The 14,759-nt window shown below is 59.7% G+C and carries 23 protein-coding genes; 22 read left to right on the forward strand and 1 reads right to left on the reverse strand.

Annotation, left to right across the window (positions count from 1 at the left end; genetic code table 11):
- Window positions 1–26: 26 nt before the first annotated feature.
- Genes dph2 through ACP5PX_RS02405 form a run of 21 tightly spaced genes read left to right on the forward strand, consistent with a single transcriptional unit; the run spans window position 27 to window position 12,898 of the window.
- Entirely contained in the window at window positions 27–1,028 is a 1,002-nt protein-coding gene (dph2, locus tag ACP5PX_RS02305; protein ID WP_428083572.1) for a diphthamide biosynthesis enzyme Dph2, read from the forward strand.
- A 38-nt stretch (window positions 1,029–1,066) separates the two neighbouring features.
- Window positions 1,067–1,645 (forward strand): exosome complex RNA-binding protein Csl4, encoded by a 579-nt coding sequence (locus tag ACP5PX_RS02310; protein WP_428083574.1) that lies wholly within the window; start codon window positions 1,067–1,069, stop codon window positions 1,643–1,645.
- On the forward strand, window positions 1,645–1,845 hold the full coding sequence (locus ACP5PX_RS02315) for a hypothetical protein (protein ID WP_428083576.1): 201 nt from the start codon (window positions 1,645–1,647) through the stop codon (window positions 1,843–1,845). The genes ACP5PX_RS02310 and ACP5PX_RS02315 overlap by 1 nt, the downstream gene beginning before the upstream one ends.
- A 29-nt stretch (window positions 1,846–1,874) precedes the next feature.
- Window positions 1,875–2,156: a DNA-directed RNA polymerase subunit L gene (locus ACP5PX_RS02320; protein ID WP_428083578.1), complete on the forward strand. Its 282-nt coding sequence runs from the start codon at window positions 1,875–1,877 to the stop codon at window positions 2,154–2,156.
- A gap of 25 nt (window positions 2,157–2,181) precedes the next feature.
- Window positions 2,182–2,787, forward strand: a complete 606-nt coding sequence (locus ACP5PX_RS02325; protein ID WP_428083580.1) for a DUF99 family protein — start codon at window positions 2,182–2,184, stop codon at window positions 2,785–2,787.
- Window positions 2,774–3,337, forward strand: a complete 564-nt coding sequence (locus ACP5PX_RS02330; RefSeq protein ID WP_428083582.1) for a signal peptidase I — start codon at window positions 2,774–2,776, stop codon at window positions 3,335–3,337. Before ACP5PX_RS02325 ends, ACP5PX_RS02330 begins: the two co-directional genes overlap by 14 nt.
- A 4-nt stretch (window positions 3,338–3,341) precedes the next feature.
- Window positions 3,342–3,731, forward strand: coding sequence for an NUDIX domain-containing protein (locus tag ACP5PX_RS02335; RefSeq protein ID WP_428083583.1), 390 nt, complete (start codon window positions 3,342–3,344; stop codon window positions 3,729–3,731).
- A 5-nt stretch (window positions 3,732–3,736) separates the two neighbouring features.
- Window positions 3,737–4,063, forward strand: coding sequence for a transcription factor S (locus ACP5PX_RS02340; protein WP_428083584.1), 327 nt, complete (start codon window positions 3,737–3,739; stop codon window positions 4,061–4,063).
- Between the two features lie 9 nt (window positions 4,064–4,072).
- Window positions 4,073–4,420, forward strand: coding sequence for a hypothetical protein (locus tag ACP5PX_RS02345; protein ID WP_428083586.1), 348 nt, complete (start codon window positions 4,073–4,075; stop codon window positions 4,418–4,420).
- Between the two features lie 3 nt (window positions 4,421–4,423).
- On the forward strand, window positions 4,424–5,179 hold the full coding sequence (gene pcn / locus ACP5PX_RS02350) for a proliferating cell nuclear antigen (pcna) (RefSeq protein ID WP_428083588.1): 756 nt from the start codon (window positions 4,424–4,426) through the stop codon (window positions 5,177–5,179).
- 50 nt (window positions 5,180–5,229) lie between these two features.
- Complete coding sequence (locus ACP5PX_RS02355) at window positions 5,230–6,507, forward strand: hypothetical protein (protein WP_428083590.1); 1,278 nt, start codon at window positions 5,230–5,232, stop codon at window positions 6,505–6,507.
- 10 nt (window positions 6,508–6,517) lie between these two features.
- Window positions 6,518–7,474: a DNA primase catalytic subunit PriS gene (gene priS, locus ACP5PX_RS02360; protein ID WP_428083592.1), complete on the forward strand. Its 957-nt coding sequence runs from the start codon at window positions 6,518–6,520 to the stop codon at window positions 7,472–7,474.
- Window positions 7,471–8,025: a hypothetical protein gene (locus ACP5PX_RS02365; protein ID WP_428083594.1), complete on the forward strand. Its 555-nt coding sequence runs from the start codon at window positions 7,471–7,473 to the stop codon at window positions 8,023–8,025. Before priS ends, ACP5PX_RS02365 begins: the two co-directional genes overlap by 4 nt.
- A gap of 50 nt (window positions 8,026–8,075) precedes the next feature.
- On the forward strand, window positions 8,076–8,357 hold the full coding sequence (locus ACP5PX_RS02370; protein WP_428083596.1) for a 50S ribosomal protein L44e: 282 nt from the start codon (window positions 8,076–8,078) through the stop codon (window positions 8,355–8,357).
- A complete protein-coding gene (locus ACP5PX_RS02375; RefSeq protein WP_428083598.1) occupies window positions 8,344–8,538 on the forward strand; it encodes a 30S ribosomal protein S27e in 195 nt (64 codons plus the stop codon). Before ACP5PX_RS02370 ends, ACP5PX_RS02375 begins: the two co-directional genes overlap by 14 nt.
- 9 nt (window positions 8,539–8,547) lie before the next feature.
- Entirely contained in the window at window positions 8,548–9,336 is a 789-nt protein-coding gene (locus tag ACP5PX_RS02380; RefSeq protein ID WP_428083600.1) for a translation initiation factor IF-2 subunit alpha, read from the forward strand.
- The gene (locus ACP5PX_RS02385) at window positions 9,337–9,498 is read left to right on the forward strand and encodes an RNA-protein complex protein Nop10 (RefSeq protein ID WP_428083602.1); all 162 of its coding nucleotides are present in this window, start codon (window positions 9,337–9,339) and stop codon (window positions 9,496–9,498) included.
- Window positions 9,495–10,256 carry a proteasome assembly chaperone family protein gene (locus ACP5PX_RS02390; RefSeq protein WP_428083604.1) on the forward strand — a complete coding sequence of 254 codons (762 nt, stop codon included), beginning with the start codon at window positions 9,495–9,497 and terminating at the stop codon, window positions 10,254–10,256. The genes ACP5PX_RS02385 and ACP5PX_RS02390 overlap by 4 nt, the downstream gene beginning before the upstream one ends.
- A 59-nt stretch (window positions 10,257–10,315) precedes the next feature.
- Window positions 10,316–11,557, forward strand: coding sequence for a TIGR00375 family protein (locus tag ACP5PX_RS02395; RefSeq protein WP_428083606.1), 1,242 nt, complete (start codon window positions 10,316–10,318; stop codon window positions 11,555–11,557).
- Entirely contained in the window at window positions 11,554–11,727 is a 174-nt protein-coding gene (locus tag ACP5PX_RS02400) for a DUF362 domain-containing protein (protein WP_428083608.1), read from the forward strand. Before ACP5PX_RS02395 ends, ACP5PX_RS02400 begins: the two co-directional genes overlap by 4 nt.
- Entirely contained in the window at window positions 11,711–12,898 is a 1,188-nt protein-coding gene (locus ACP5PX_RS02405; RefSeq protein ID WP_428083610.1) for a geranylgeranyl reductase family protein, read from the forward strand. The genes ACP5PX_RS02400 and ACP5PX_RS02405 overlap by 17 nt, the downstream gene beginning before the upstream one ends.
- 9 nt (window positions 12,899–12,907) lie before the next feature.
- Here ACP5PX_RS02405 and ACP5PX_RS02410 read toward each other — a convergent pair whose 3' ends face one another.
- Window positions 12,908–14,005 carry an MFS transporter gene (locus tag ACP5PX_RS02410; protein ID WP_428083612.1) on the reverse strand — a complete coding sequence of 366 codons (1,098 nt, stop codon included), beginning with the start codon at window positions 14,003–14,005 and terminating at the stop codon, window positions 12,908–12,910.
- Window positions 14,006–14,071: 66 nt separating this feature from the next.
- Between ACP5PX_RS02410 and tpiA the strand changes: the two genes are divergently transcribed.
- Entirely contained in the window at window positions 14,072–14,752 is a 681-nt protein-coding gene (tpiA, locus tag ACP5PX_RS02415; RefSeq protein ID WP_428083614.1) for a triose-phosphate isomerase, read from the forward strand.
- Window positions 14,753–14,759 lie beyond the last annotated feature (7 nt).

A 14,759-nucleotide genomic window follows, 5' to 3' on the forward strand; every position in this document is an offset into this window, starting at 1 on the left:
TGTAAGAGAAATTTTTGGCGTTTGGGATGTACGATTTTGAGGAAGAGCGGGTCCGGGAATTTTTGCGGAGAACCGGGGCCAAAAGAGCGGCTGTGCAGCTACCGGCAGGTCTCGCCCGTTTTTTGCCTGGGATTAGAAGGCCCTTTGACGAGCTCGGCGTAGAAATGGTGGTTTTAGCTGGCACCTGCTATGGCGCCTGTGATCTGGCGGATGATACTGCCAGAAAACTGGGCTGCGAGGTGCTGGTCCACTATGGACATGCCGACATGGGGCTCGGGTCAGCGCTGCCCACTCTTTTCGTGGAAGCCCGAATCAAAGTTGACTTGGTTGACTCCCTCAGGCAGGCCCTTCCCGCGCTTGATTTCAAGCGGGCCGGCTTGGTTGCCACGGTGCAGCATGTGGGGCAGCTAGAGGAGGTGGTCAGGTTTCTCAGTGCTCAGGGGATTGAGGTGGTGCTGGGCGGGCCGTCATCCAGGACAAGATACCGCGGCCAGATTCTGGGCTGTGATGTGGGCTGTGCCAAGGCCCTGGCCCCGGTGGTCGATGGCTTCGTTTACATCGGCACCGGTGATTTTCATCCGCTGGGCGTGGCCCTAGCTACGGGTAAGAAAGTTGTCGCGGTCAATCCGGTTTCAGGAGGCTTCAAGGTTTTTTCGCCGCGGCAGGAGGAGTTCCTCAAATGGAGAAAGGCTGTGGTGGCCCGGGCGGCTCTGGGTAAAAGTTTCGGCGTCATCGTGAGCACCAAGAAAGGCCAATCCCGTTTCAATCTCGGCAGAAACATCGTTAAACTGCTGAGACAGGAGGGGAGGCAGGCCCACCTCTTGGCGGTCGACGATGTCTCCCCGGAAGCCGTGGAAAACTTTAACTTCGACGCCTTGGTCTGCGTCGCCTGTCCGCGCATCCCGATAGACGATGCGGAGCGCTTTGAGCGACCGGTGTTGACACCGTTTGAGGTTTTGGTCATGCTGGGCAAGGCACCAATCGAGCCCTATCAGTTGGATGAGGTGTCCTTGGAGGACAGAGGATAAATCGTTTAAGGGGAGCAATATATTGTTGGTGGGATATCATGCCTGAAGTAAGCACTGGAGACTTTGTCGTTCCGGGAGACCTCTTGGCTACGGCAGAGGAGTTCGTCCCCGGAAACGGCGCTTATGAGGAGAACGGTAAGATATATGCCGCCAACACGGGCGTGGTCTTGGTTGACGCGAGGACGAAGCACATCTCCGTGTTCTCGAAGACGGCCGGAGTGCCTACCTTGAAGAGAGGCGACATCATCGTGGGCAGAATTGATGAAGTCAGGGACCAGAACGCCACCGTGGTCATCAGTCGTCTGCGGGGCAGGGAGGATCGAGCCCTGCCGCCCCCAAATGTGGGATCGATTCACATTTCACAGACGGATACCGGTTACGTCAAGGACCTGAGCCGGGAGTTTCGGGTCGGCGACATCGTGCGGGCCAAGGTCATCAATGCCAACCGGGAACCCGTGCAGCTGTCCACGGTCGGCGAGGACCTCGGCGTCATCGTTGCCTTCTGCTCGAGATGCCGGACTCCACTGACCCGCCAGGGCAAGAAACTGGTGTGTGAGTCCTGCGGCAACGTTGAGACCAGAAAAATGGCCAACGACTACCGTAAAGGAGTGCTGTGATGGCGAGGACGAAGCGGGTTCTTAACGTGCCCGTCAAGGACACGGCTGAGATGCTGGACCTCATGAAGAAGCTCGGGACGCTGGCGGCTGACCTGGAGGCGGTTTCTCGGCCCGGGATGGTCAGGATCGTCCTCCACGGGACCGGCGAGGAGATCAAGGAGCTGAAGGAAAAAATTAAAGATTTCACAAAGGCTAAATAAAAGGGATTACAGGTAGTCTGGGTGTGCGGATGGAGCTTGAGTTGGTCGAGAAGGGGGAGGACAGCATCCTGATAAAGATAATCGGCGAGGATCACACCTTTTGCAACCTGCTGCGGGCGGAGCTGATGAAGGACGACGACGTGGTTTCCGCGGTCTACACGATCGAGCACCCCCTGACCGAACCGCCCAAGTTTTACCTCAAGGTCAAGGGTGGTAGATCGCCCGAGAAGGTGCTGATGGGGGCGGCAGATCGTTTAGTCGAGCAGCTGGAGGATCTGAAGAAGCAGCTCCAGAAAGAGCTTAAGAAATAATGCCGATGTTTCCTTAGGGCTGGCTTTGCGCACGGTTAAATTTTGGCAGATAAAGCCGGAGATCAGGATATTGGGCGTTGACGACGGACCTTTTGAGGCGGACCACCAGGGCAAGGTCCCGCTGGTGGGCGTCGTCTTCCGGGGAGGGCGCTGGCTCGACGGCGTTATGGTCACCGAGATCGAGAAAGACGGGATGGATGTCACCGACCGTTTGATTGAGATGCTGGTTCGCAGCCGCCATCTGGGCCAGCTCAGGGTCCTGATGGTCGACGGCGTAACCTTTGCTGGGTTCAACGTGCTGGACGTGAGGCGGGTCTTCAGGAAAACCAGTTTGCCCGTGGTGGTAATCTCCCGGGAAGTCCCGGTGATGGCGGATATCCGCAAGGCGTTGAGGCATCTTCCGCGGTGGAGGGAGAGGTGGAGGATCATCAAGGCGACGGGCAGGATTTATCCGGTGGCGACGAAGAGCCAAGGCAGGTCGATATACATACAACCGGTTGGGATTAAGCGGGAGGATGCCGAAAGGATCGTGAGGTTGAGCTCGACCCGCAGCCTGGTTCCGGAACCGCTACGGGTGGCTCACCTCATAGCCACGGCAATCGTTCGCGGTGAGAGCTATGGCCGGGTCTAGGAAAACACGTCGCTTTTTCAAGAGGGCCAAATCCTCGTTGCGGAATTTTTTGAGGCGCCCCGCGGTTAATGGGACCGTTGAGTTCCTGCTGATGCTGGGCATCCTTTATTTTGCCTTCACCGGGGCCATGATCCTAATCTTCCGAACGGATTCTTTCTGGAGGGGGGTTACCTCCCAGAGCATGAAGCATGAGGACGACTATTCCTGGCGCCAGTACTACCTCGAGCGGGGCATTGATACCTCTCAGTTTCCGATTCAAGGCGGCTTTGAGCGGGGGGACCTGTTGATCATCCAGGGCGTCAGCTCCTTCTCGGAAATAAAGGTGGGCGATGTCGTCGTCCTGGATCAGGGCAGTGGTGTGATACCGCTGGTGCATCGGGTCGTTGAGATCTGGTATGAAAACGGATCGCCTAGGTTCACGACCAAGGGTGATGCCAACAGCCGGCCCTTGCCCGTTGAGGTGGCCAACCGCCCTGAGCAAATCTTGGGCAAGGTGATCTTCGTTATCCCCAAGCTGGGCTACATCTCGTTATGGTTCCAGGGGCAGTGAGAAGATGACGGGTCCGGCCTTGACCGTGGATGTGGTGATAAAGTTCCGGGGTGGCGTTGTCTTGGTGAGGAGAAAAAACGAACCTTTTAAGGATAAATGGGCCCTCCCCGGAGGCTTTGTGGAGTACGGGGAAAGGGTCGAGGCGGCTGCGGTGAGGGAGGCCTGGGAGGAGACTGGGCTTCGGGTGAAATTACTGCGGCTGCTCGGCGTTTACTCGGACCCCGACCGGGACCCCCGCGGCCACACGGTGAGCATCTGTTTTCTGGCCAAGAGGGCGGGAGGGAGGCTCAGGTCGGGCAGCGATGCTAAGGATGTTGGCGTCTTCAGGAAAATCCCCTGGGAGGAGCTGGCGTTCGACCATGCGCAAATTTTAAAAGACGCTGGGTTCAAGTGAGCTCTATGCAATTTTGTCCCAAATGCGGACGGCTGCTGCTGCCCAAGAAGGAGAAGGAGCAGGTGGTCTTGGTCTGCAGTTCCTGCGGCCACGTTGTCAGGGAGGAGAAGGTTGAGGGTTATTCCGTGGTCAAAAAAACCGCGGCATCAGAAGACGTCGTGGTCGTGGAGGAGGAGGCCAAGACGGGCCTGCCCACGGCCAAGGTCCGTTGTCCCGGCTGCGGGAACGACCGTGCCTACTGGTGGATGAGGCAGACGCGTTCCGCGGATGAACCGACGACACGCTTTTACCGTTGTACGAAGTGTGGAAAAGTGTGGAGGGAATACGCCTAGTGGTTTAGTATGGAAGAGATTCACCAGCGGAGGATGCCCGCCAGGCCGAGGAAGATCTCTGATATCAGGATAGGTGATGAGAGGGTTAGGGTCGTCGGGCTGGTGGTGGACAAGAGGGATTCGGAGTTCACCCTGGATGACGGTTCCGGACTTCTCACGGTGATCTTTGACGATCCCGCCGTTGCCAGTGGCATCGAGATCGGCGCCAAGGTCAGGGTCTTCGGCTCGCCGCTGCTGGTCTCCGGAGCCAAGGAGCTGCACGCGGACATCGTTCAAAGGGTGGACAAACTGGATTTAAATCTTTACAGAGAAGTTAGACAGGAGGCGGAAAGGCTGGAACGTGAGCTGGGGAGGTAGTGCATGGTCAGCGCTAAGATGTCCGATCCCAAGGTCTGGAAGACCTGTGTTGGGGCCATGGTTAACCTGATCGAGGAGGCGGCTTTCAAGTTTGCCCCCGATGGCGTCAGGATGAAGGCGATGGACCCCTCCCATGTGGCGCTGGTTGATTTTGAGCTGCCCGCCGCTGCCTTTTCCGAGTATGCGGTCAAGCAGCCGGTGACGCTGGGGATAAATCTGACCGAGATGGACAAGATACTTTCCCGGGCCAAGGCGGACGACGAGCTGGTCCTAGAACTGGATGAGAAGACGAACCGTCTGGCCGTCGCCTTCAGGGGTGCCTCGACCAGGCGGCTGAGCCTGCCGCTCATCGACGTCCGGGAGGCCGAGCTGCAGGAGCCGAAAATACCGTTCACCGCCTCGGCCGAGATCCTCGCCGGGATTATCCAGGATGGGCTCAAGGACGCCGAGCTGATCAGCGACAACGTGAGGTTTGAGATAAACGAGGAAGGATTCTTTATCACCGCCGAGGGGGACCGGGGGTCAACTGAGCTCAAGCTCGGCAAGGGCGACAAGGGGCTGCTCAAGCTCAGCGTCAAGGAGCGGGCCAGGGCCATGTTCAGCATAAAATACCTCACCGACATGACCAAGGCAGCCGGTTCCGCCGAGGTCATCAAGATCAGCCTGGGGACCAACCTGCCGATTCAGCTTGACTACCCCATAGCCGCCGGCGTGGGGAAGCTCAGGTTTTTGCTGGCCCCACGCGTTGAGGCCGAATGAACCTGAAAAGTTAAATCCGAGGATGCTGAAGTTAGCCTCAAAGCTGGTTGTTGGGGCTGGACTTGATCGCTCCGGAATATTTGGCCGTGCTGGATCCATTTGCGGAAGAGGCTAAGCGGATCGTGGAGACATCACCGCCGCTGGAGGCGCTGCCGCCGGAGATAGCGGAAAGGGCCGTCAGGCGGGTGAAGTGGACGACCAAGGAGATGCTGGTCGAGCCGAAACTGGACAGCATCCGGGCGGAGGTCCTCTCCTTTTACCTCATGTGTCAGGCGGTGGCCGCGGTTTCCTTTCCTGGCTCGCCCGAGGTCCGCCTGATTAGCGAGGCGACCCAGAATACGCTCAGATACCGGATGTACGATCTCTTCAAGAGGGGCCAGGTGGACCCCTGCCTGAAGGCCGTCAAGCGCTCGATAAACTTGGTGGATCTCGAGGTGGGGGAAAACATCAGGGCGGGTGATTTCACCGTACCCCGCGAAGATTTCTACAAAATTCGTGACCTGAGACTGGCGGAGGATGGACTGGAGACGGTCGATGACAGAATTCTCCCCCAGTATCTGCCGAGATATGCGGTGAGGTGGACCGACCTCGCCCCGCTGCTCCGGCACCGGCGGAAGGAGTTGACCAAGCTCTATCTAGTTGGCGGCTGGGCGGTGATCACCCCCCGGGATCTGTGGGACCTCTACGCCAACTTCATCAGCGTGAGGCTGGAGGAATACGTGCAATCGGTCTATGAGAGAATCCTCGAGTCGGGGGCACAGCCGTCGGGAGTTCTCGCCCGCGTGGGTGAGCGGATCTCCGCGCTGGTGCCCCGGGAGGTGGTTCTCCGCGAGGGGTTCACCCGGGGGCCCGCGGGCAGGCTTCAGCCCGAGTTCTTCCCTCCCTGCATGAAGCTGGCGCTGAACGGCGTCGGGTCCGGACTGAGGAACTACGCCATCATGATGATGCTGACGCCTTTTCTTTCCTATGCCCGGGTGGCGCCATCGGGTAAGGTGGCCACGCGGATGGCGGATTTCATCAAGGATATTTCCGTTGTCCGTGACGAGATCGCCCCGCTTCTGATTGAGGCGGCGGAGAGGTGCAACCCTCCCCTCTTCAAGGATCAGCCGCAGGAAAGGGCGGGCATTTTCTACCACATGGGGTTCGGGATGACGACCGAGCCCACCCTAGCTGACTCGGGGAGGTCGAAGTGGTACCGGCCGCCCAACTGTTCCAAGATCCAGATGTCGGCGCCCTCCCTCTGCCGGCCCGACGAGTTCTGCCGCAAGGTGAAGAACCCGCTGACCTACTACTTTAGGAAGAAGTATGAGGGGTCGAGAGGGGGATGAGGTGTCCGGGATGATGATGCGCGAGGCAACTCCTGAGGAGCGGCGGAGGTTTTACCAGGAGGAGTGGGACAGGCGGGAGGTGCCTGATTTCATCCTCCACACCATTTCGATGAGGGAGTTCGGTTTCGACTTGGACGGCCGAGGGCCCAACAACCGCTACAACCAGTTTTTAACGGTCGACCAGCTGGGCGATTTCCTGAGGAGCCGGGCGCCCTACTCCGCATACGCCAGCGTGGCGCTCTATGGGAGGCCCTCGGCACGAGAGGGCTGGCTGGGGGCCGAGCTGGCGCTGGACATCGACGCCAAGGACCTGCCGATCAAACCCTGCGGGTGTCCGCCGGGCAGCGTCTGCGAGAGGTGCCTAGATGAAGCGAGGCAGGTGGCCAAGCAGTTTGCCGCGGTCCTGGCAGGGGACCTGGGGCTACGGAAGATAAATTTCGTGTATTCGGGGCGGGGCTTCCACGTTCGGGTCAACGATGAGTCGGTGATGCCGCTGGAGGGAAATGAGCGGGCGCAGATTGTGGACTACGTGACGGGAGGGGTGCTCCCGTCCGACTTCACCATGGCGCTGGGCTACTCTAAGGTCTTTCGCGAGAGGCTGGAGAGGACCTTCAGCTCCCTGAAACTGGAGGACCTCCTCCAGGTGAAGGGGGTGAAAAAATCGCTTGCCCAGCGGCTCATCCTGGAGAAGGATCGCGCCCTCGCGATGATCAGGAGAGGCAGGCTGGATGAACTCTCCAGCTTTGAGGGGCTCGGCCCCAAGACCCTTCGGAATCTTCTGGAATTTCTGACCAAGCTGAACTCTAGTTTCACCGACGGAAAGGTCACGATTGACACCAAGAGAATCCTACGGCTGCCCTCGAGCCTGCACTCAGGGGTGAGCATGAAGTGCATGGTGGTTCGGGACATTGATCGGTTCCGGCTGGAGGAGGCGGTCCCTAAGTTTCTGAGGGAGGCATCCGGATGATCAACTTCTCCTTGGAAGAGCTGGTGAAGGCTTACCGGGAGGAGAAGTCCTCGCGCGAGCTGGCGGAGATCTCCGACGACTTTTACCAGAGCGTTGGCAGGCACATCTCCAGCCTGAACGCCGAGCTCAGCCGCGCGGACGCCGTGAGAAAGGAGCTGCTTCGCGGGGAGCTGCGCAGCGTCGTTTTCATGGTCGAGGAGATTCACTTCACCCGCTTGGTCAAGGCCATGGCGGCCATCGCTCGCGGCGAGGCACCCGCACCGCTGATCGAGCGCGAGCGCGATGCCTTCGGTGAGATCAGGCGGACACTGGAGAGGCTTTACGCCGAGATGGTTCAGCCTGCCATCTCCGGCAAGGTTGAGGTCACCGCGCCGCAGCGGATCACGAACACGCTTTGCATCTTGCTGGCTGACTTCCGGGAAAGGATTGTGGGCGCTGACCTGAGAACATACGGGCCCTTCACCAAAGGGGAGATCGCCAGCCTGCCGGCGCTGAATGCAGAGATCATGGTTAAACACGGCCTAGCGAGGAGGATAACGGTAAAAGCTTAGCGCCGATATCCTTTTTGGGAAGAAGTGCGGATGTTTGCGGGGGAAAAGAGATGATAATACCCAAGAAAATCAGGACTTACTGTCCTTCTTGTAAAAAGCACACCGAGCACAACGTCAGCCAGCTGAAGAAACGAGCGGCGAGGAAGCTGAGCTGGGGGCAGCGCCAGTTCGCCCGGGTGACCGCGGGCTATGGCAGCCAGCCCCGTTCCGAGCAGAAGAAGTTCTCCAAGACTTCCAAAAAGGTGGTCTTGATGCTGAAGTGCACCGAATGCAAGAAATCGCACCCCTACAAGGGCTTCCGGAGCAAAGGGGTGAAGTTTGAGGAGGGATAGCTTGGCCGAAAAAAGACGCTCCAAGTTCTTAGCGGTCCGCTGCAATGAATGCGGCAATGAGCAGGTGATCTTCAGCCACGCCAGCACCACCGTCAGGTGCCACGTCTGCAGCAACACTCTTGCGGTCCCCCGGGGCGGAAAGGCCGAGATCAAGGCGACGGTCGTAGGTGCCGTGGAGTAGGGTCTGATTATGGTCAGGTACCGGTCTGAATGGCCCTCGGTGGAGGAGCTGGTCATGTGCACGGTGAAGAAGGTCTTCCCGCAGGGGGCCTTCGTGACTCTGGACGAGTACGGTGGCAAGGAGGGGATGGTCCATATCTCCGAGGTCGCCTCAGGCTGGATCAAGAACATCCGGGACCACGTTCGCGAGAATCAAAAGGTGGTCTGCAAGGTCCTCGCGGTCGATCCGGTGAGGCAGCATATCGACCTCTCCATCCGGCGGGTCAAGGACGGCGAGCGCAGGTGGAAGGCGCAGCGGGTGAAGCTCAACCAGAGGGCCGAGAAGCTGCTGGAGCTGGCCGCGAGCAAGCTGGGCAAGACGTTGGACCAGGCCTACGAGGAGGTCGGGTTTAAACTGCAGGAAAAGTTTGGAGATCTGTATTCCGCAATGGAGGCGGCGGTCAGGGACAGCAACAGCTTCTCTGGAATCATTGATGAGAGCTGGGCGAAGGTCATCACCGAACTCGCCAAGGACTCGATTCAGGCCCCATCATACAAGGTTGCCGGGAACGTGATCCTGAGTTCCACAGCCCCCAACGGCGTGGAGATAATAAAATCGGCGATGATAACCGCCCGAGATGCCGTTAGGGATGAGGATGTTAACGTGGAAATCTACTACGTCGGCGCGCCCAGGTATCGGATTGAGGTGACGGCTCCTTCCTACAAGGCCGCCGAAAATGCGATGCAGCGGGCCGTTGAGCTGATGATCGAGGCAGTGACCAAGGCCGGTGGCAAGGGGGAGTTCCAGAGGGCGGGTTGAATGAGGATGAAAAAGTGCAAGTCATGTGGAATCTACACCCTGAAGGACATCTGTCCCAGCTGCGGCGGGCAGACGGTCTCACCCCACCCACCTAGGTTTTCACCTCAGGATCCCTACGGTAAGTACCGGAGGTTATTGAAGAAGCAGGCGGGGGTTCCGTGAAGGAGACGGTGATTGAGGTCCTGAGCAGGCCGCGGCTGGCTCAGCCAGTGTTGATCGGCGGACTTCCAGGGATGGGTTATGTGGGGAAGCTGGCGGCGGAGCATTTGGTGGCTGAGATTAAGGCCAAGAAGTTCGCCGAGCTTTACTCGCCGCATTTTCCGCACCAAGCCGTGGTCGAGGAAGGCGGTCTGATCCGGCTCCCCAGAAATGAATTTTACTGGGCCAGGGTGGATGGGAGGAGCCTGGTGATCTGGACCGGCGACGCGCAGTCGGTGACCCCGGAGGGGCATTATGAGATTGTGGAGAAGGTGCTGGACTTTGCTGAGGATCTGGGAGTCAGACAGATGTTCACGCTAGGCGGATTCGCGACCGGGAAGTTCTCAAGGGCGCAGCCCAAGGTGGTGGCCATCGGTGATCTTGAGATGCTCCGGGATCTCGGCCCCCTCGGCGTTTCCATAGAGAAGCGGAGTGGCCCGATCGTCGGGGCGGTGGGGCTGCTCGTCGGGCTGGGAAAGCTGCGCCGGATGCCGGGTATCAGCCTCTTGGGGGAGACGCACGGTATGCTCGTGGACCACCGCGCGGCGCAGGCGGTCCTCCAGGTGGTGCTGAAGGTGCTGGGGCTTAACATCAGCCTGGAGAACCTGCAGCAGCGGGCGAGGGAGACGGAGCAGATGATCGAGCGGGTCCAGCGGGAGCTCATGAGCCGCGAGGAGATGATGAAGAAACGTGAGGAGGAAGAGTCCTGGTACATCGGTTGATCCCTTTGCCCCGCGTTCGTTCTTTTTGTTTTTAGACCCGGGAGCAGCGAGGTGATGGCTTGGCTGAACTCAGGAGCTATGCCGCGGATTTTCACATCCACTCGAAATATTCCGGCGCCACCTCCAGTCAGATGGACGTGGAGACGATAGCGGCGCAGGCCAGGCTCAAGGGGCTGACCTTCGTCGGAACCGGTGACGTCTTTCACCCCTCTTGGTTTCGCAGCCTGAAGGAGGAGCTGGTCGAGGTGGCCGAGGGGACTTTTGAGCACCGGCGCCATGGGACGAGGTTTATCCTGACGGTCGAGGTCGAGGACAGGAACCGGGTGCACCACCTCATCATCTTGCCCTCATTCGCCACGGCCGAGAGCGTTCGCGAGGAGCTGGCCAAGCATTCCCAGGACATCGGTAGCGATGGCCGGCCCCGCGTCGAGCTGAGCGGCCAGGAGCTTGCCGAGGTTGTGGTCGCGCAGGACTGCCTGATCGGTCCGGCCCACGCCTTTACGCCTTGGACCAGCGTTTACAAGGAGTTCGACAGCCTCCGCGACTGCTACGGTGACCGGCTCAGCGCGGTCAGCTTTGTCGAGCTGGGGCTGAGCGCGGACAGCGACATGGCGGACCGGATTGCCGAGCTCGCTGACCTCACCTTTCTCTCCAACAGCGATGCCCACTCGCCGTGGCCGGAGAAGCTGGGTCGGGAGTTCAACCGCCTGGGGCTGGCCGAGCCGACCTATGCTGAGGTTGTCAAGGCGATCAGGCGGGAGGATGGTAGGCGCGTGCTGCTCAACGTCGGCTTTGACCCCCGCCTGGGCAAGTACCACGTCACCGCCTGTTCCCGCTGCTTCAAGCAGTTCACGATGGAGGAGGCGGTCAGGTTGAAGTGGAGATGCGATGATTGCCGCGGCTGGATCAAGAAGGGAGTCATGGACCGGGTGAACGAGCTCGCGGACTATCCTGAGCCAAGGCATCCTCTCCACCGCCCGGGTTACCTGAGGATAGCACCGCTGGCCGAGGTCATCGGGCTGGCCACCGGAGAGGACCCTCACTCTCCCGGCGTCAAGGCCGAGTGGGAGAAGCTGGTGACGAGCTTCGGTGACGAGATTTCGGTGCTGGTTGATGCCGTTCCCGAGCTGCTCCTGGAGGTCACGAGCCCGGAAATAGTAGAAGTTATAAAGGCGTTCAGGACAGGAACATTAAGGGTGATTCCGGGCGGAGGCGGGCGCTATGGCCACCTTGAGATAGGTGTCGGGGTGAACAGGAGGCCGCCGAAGCCGCAGAGAAAGCTAACGGAGTTTGGAATATGAAGGTGGACCAGAACCTGTGTGTCCGCTGCGGTGGCTGCGTGGGCGTCTGTCCCTTTGACGCCATCGAGGCCACCGACGGCAGCGTAGGGCCGAACGAGAGGTGCACCGATTGCGGCATCTGCGAGCGGGTCTGTCCCATGGGGGCGATTAAGGTTGCGAGAAAGCTATGATGTGGTCGTCGTTGGAGCCGGTCCGGCGGGGTCGGTGGCGGCATACGCGGCAGCGAAGGGCGGGGCCAGCGTCCTGATGCTCGACCGCCGCCGGGAGATCGGTGTGCCCGTCCAGTGCGGTGAGGCCCTTTCTGAGGATGTTCTCAATGAGATGGGGATTAAGCCCGACCCGAGCTGGGCGGTGAACCCCACCAACGCGGTGAAAATAGTCTCGCCTTCAGGCATCGCCGTTCGCATCTCCGAGCGCCGGGTGACGGGCAAGGTCGGCTACATCCTGAACCGCAAGGTCTTTGACAAATATCTGGCGGTCAGGGCCGCTGAGGCCGGCGCCGACGTCAGGGTCGGGACCTACGTCTACGGGTTGATGATGAAGGACGGCGAGGTTCGCGGCGTCAGGGCCCGGGGGGTCGAGGGTGGCCTTGAGGTTGAGGCCAAGGTGGTGATAGCTGCCGACGGCGTTGGTTCCCGCGTGGCTCGCTGGGCGGGGATGAACACGGCGATAAAGCTGGATGATTTTGAGAGCGGCGTCCAGTTCCAGATGGTGGGGGTCGATTTTGAGGCGCCGACGATGCTGGAGTTTTACCTCAGCAGCCAGATAGCTCCGGGTGGTTATGCCTGGGTCTTCCCCAAGGGGGAGCACTTGGCCAACGTTGGCCTGGGCGTGCTGGGCAGCCGCGCCGAGCGCAGGGCGATTGACTATTTGCGCGATTTTGTGGCGCATAATCCAGCGCTGGCGAAGGGCAAGGTGGTCGAGATAAACGCGGGTGGGATTCCCGTCAGCGGACCGCTTAAAGAGACGGTGAAGGGCAATGTAGTCCTCGTGGGTGATGCCGCCCGCCAGGTCAACGCCCTCACCGGTGGAGGCATTGACTCCGCCATGCGCGCGGGACAGATTGCCGGCGAGGTGGTGGCCCGTGCGGTCAGTGAGGATGACGTTTCGGAGAAGAGGCTGAAGGAGTACGAGAGGCGCTGGCGGGAGAAGATGGGCAAGTCACACGAGAGGTATTTGAAGGCAAAGAATGTGCTGCTGAGCCTGAGCGATCGGGACCTCGACCAGCTGGCGGAGACGCTGTCCAAGGTGGACTTCGAGAGGATCAGCCTGACCGACATGCTGAAGGTGTTGATAAAGTCGCACCCGAAGCTGCTCTGGAAGCTCAAGGGCTTGGTCTAAATTAATTTCTCATTCCTTTGGCAGCTTTTTCCACAGAATTGCCACCGCGGCTAGGCCTATCAAACCTGAGATCAGGAATGCTGAGGTCGGGCCAAAGGAGTCGGCGATGGCGCCGCCCAAGCCCGGGAAAACCCCCCAGCCGATTGAGGTCACTAGGTTGAAGATGCCCATCAGGTAGCCCGCCCCGCCGCCGGATTTTGAAAAGGCACTTAAAACCGAGGGGTACAACAGACCCTCCGCCACTGCGAGCGGGATTAGAAGTACGGTCAGCAGGATGGCGTCGGAGGCCAGGTAGAGGAGAAAGAAGGTGAGGGAGACACCGAACAGCCCCACTAAGATGGCCGGGCGGTGGCCCACCCTGTCAGAGAGTGCGCCGAAGGGGGTGAAGATCACGGCCCGGACCAGGACAAAAAGAGTGATCAGTAATCCGACGTCGAATGCCGACATCCCGAGAGCCGCCGTCGCGTAGACGGGGACGATGGTGTTGATTATCGCTATCGTGCCTACGTATATGAGGCCAGCGAAGCAGAGGGCCAGTATTTTGGATAGGTTGGGTTTCTCCGTGGCGGGCTGGGGCTCGATTTCAGGGATCTTGGTCGCCACCGCGGCGGAGGCCAGTGCTACCATCCCCCAGAGGATAAAGGTCATCTGGGCTCCCGCAATGGAGTAGCAGAAGCCACCGATTATCGGACCTAGGGCGACACCGAAACCCCACCATCTCCCATAGGACCCCATCGCCCTCCCCCGGGCTTCGGGTCTTGAGCTGTTGATGATGGCCACCTGGACATTTATCCAGAGGACGGTTTCGGTTAGGCCTTGGAGGAGCCTGAGCGCCAGCAGCCAGGGGATGGACGGGGCGAGGGCATAGAGGGTCATCACAATCGCGGTGCTGAGGAAGCCGAAGAAGATGAATTTCTTCTTTCTGTAGTTGTCGCTGGCTCGACCCGCTGGCAGCGAAAAGATCAACCCGAGGACCACGTAGGCGACGCCCAGCATCCCGATTTCGGTGTAGCTGGCGCCGAGGCTGCTGGCGTAAAGCGGGAGGGCGATGGCTGAGCCACCCATCGCCATGGACATCAGAAAGACGGCGATCATCAACCAGGACATGTTTTGTAGATTGGAGTTTTTCCAAATAAATTTATTAACTCTGCTTCAGAAGGTCGCAGTGTGAGGATGCTGGAGACCCCGATCGTCATCGTGAACTTCAAGACCTATCCTGAGACCACCGGGGAAGGCGCCGTCAAGCTAGCCCGTCTGATTTTCGAGGCCGGGAAGGAACACGGGGTTGCGGTGGCCGTGGCGCCGCAGGTTGTAGACATCTACCGGATTGCCTGCAGAGTGGAAGTGCCGGTCCTCGCCCAGCACGTGGATCCGGTCAAGCCGGGAAAAAACACAGGGTGGATAACCCCCGAGTCGGTGAGGGCGGCCGGAGCCGTGGGCACTTTGGTTAACCATGCGGAGCACAAAATCCCCATCGATCGGATTGCTGGAGTTATTGAGAGAGCAAGGGAGGTCGGGTTGTCTACGGTCGCCTGCGCCGCCGACATCGAGGAGAGCCGGGAGATAGCTGGGCTGGGTCCGGAGATGATTGCGGTTGAGCCTCCAGAGCTGATTGGGACGGGTATTTCGGTTTCCAAGGCCAAGCCGGAGGTGGTGGCTAAATCCGTGAGGGCGGTGAAGGAAGTTAACTCTGGGGTAAAGGTACTTTGCGGTGCGGGCATAACCAAGGGCGAGGACGTGGCGAGAGCTCTGGAGCTGGGGGCTGAGGGAGTGCTGCTGGCTTCAGGGATTGTCTGTGCCCAGGATCAGCGGGCGGCGATCGAGGATATCCTCAGAGGCGTGTCTGGGCGTTAATTTGCCT

Source organism: Hadarchaeum sp. (SeqCode), from assembly GCF_049969415.1.
Lineage (GTDB): Archaea > Hadarchaeota > Hadarchaeia > Hadarchaeales > Hadarchaeaceae > Hadarchaeum.

Excerpts from the sequence above, each read along its gene's own strand:
- dph2 (WP_428083572.1), top strand. The coding sequence starts at position 27 with ATGTACGATTTTGAGGAAGAGCGGGTCCGGGAATTTTTGCGGAGAACC.
- ACP5PX_RS02310 (WP_428083574.1), top strand. The coding sequence starts at position 1,067 with ATGCCTGAAGTAAGCACTGGAGACTTTGTCGTTCCGGGAGACCTCTTG.
- ACP5PX_RS02315 (WP_428083576.1), top strand. The coding sequence starts at position 1,645 with ATGGCGAGGACGAAGCGGGTTCTTAACGTGCCCGTCAAGGACACGGCT.
- ACP5PX_RS02320 (WP_428083578.1), top strand. The coding sequence starts at position 1,875 with ATGGAGCTTGAGTTGGTCGAGAAGGGGGAGGACAGCATCCTGATAAAG.
- ACP5PX_RS02330 (WP_428083582.1), top strand. The coding sequence starts at position 2,774 with ATGGCCGGGTCTAGGAAAACACGTCGCTTTTTCAAGAGGGCCAAATCC.
- ACP5PX_RS02335 (WP_428083583.1), top strand. The coding sequence starts at position 3,342 with ATGACGGGTCCGGCCTTGACCGTGGATGTGGTGATAAAGTTCCGGGGT.
- ACP5PX_RS02340 (WP_428083584.1), top strand. The coding sequence starts at position 3,737 with ATGCAATTTTGTCCCAAATGCGGACGGCTGCTGCTGCCCAAGAAGGAG.
- ACP5PX_RS02345 (WP_428083586.1), top strand. The coding sequence starts at position 4,073 with ATGGAAGAGATTCACCAGCGGAGGATGCCCGCCAGGCCGAGGAAGATC.
- pcn (WP_428083588.1), top strand. The coding sequence starts at position 4,424 with ATGGTCAGCGCTAAGATGTCCGATCCCAAGGTCTGGAAGACCTGTGTT.
- priS (WP_428083592.1), top strand. The coding sequence starts at position 6,518 with ATGATGATGCGCGAGGCAACTCCTGAGGAGCGGCGGAGGTTTTACCAG.
- ACP5PX_RS02365 (WP_428083594.1), top strand. The coding sequence starts at position 7,471 with ATGATCAACTTCTCCTTGGAAGAGCTGGTGAAGGCTTACCGGGAGGAG.
- ACP5PX_RS02370 (WP_428083596.1), top strand. The coding sequence starts at position 8,076 with ATGATAATACCCAAGAAAATCAGGACTTACTGTCCTTCTTGTAAAAAG.
- ACP5PX_RS02380 (WP_428083600.1), top strand. The coding sequence starts at position 8,548 with ATGGTCAGGTACCGGTCTGAATGGCCCTCGGTGGAGGAGCTGGTCATG.
- ACP5PX_RS02385 (WP_428083602.1), top strand. The coding sequence starts at position 9,337 with ATGAGGATGAAAAAGTGCAAGTCATGTGGAATCTACACCCTGAAGGAC.
- ACP5PX_RS02400 (WP_428083608.1), top strand. The coding sequence starts at position 11,554 with ATGAAGGTGGACCAGAACCTGTGTGTCCGCTGCGGTGGCTGCGTGGGC.
- ACP5PX_RS02410 (WP_428083612.1), bottom strand. The coding sequence starts at position 14,005 with ATGTCCTGGTTGATGATCGCCGTCTTTCTGATGTCCATGGCGATGGGT.
- tpiA (WP_428083614.1), top strand. The coding sequence starts at position 14,072 with ATGCTGGAGACCCCGATCGTCATCGTGAACTTCAAGACCTATCCTGAG.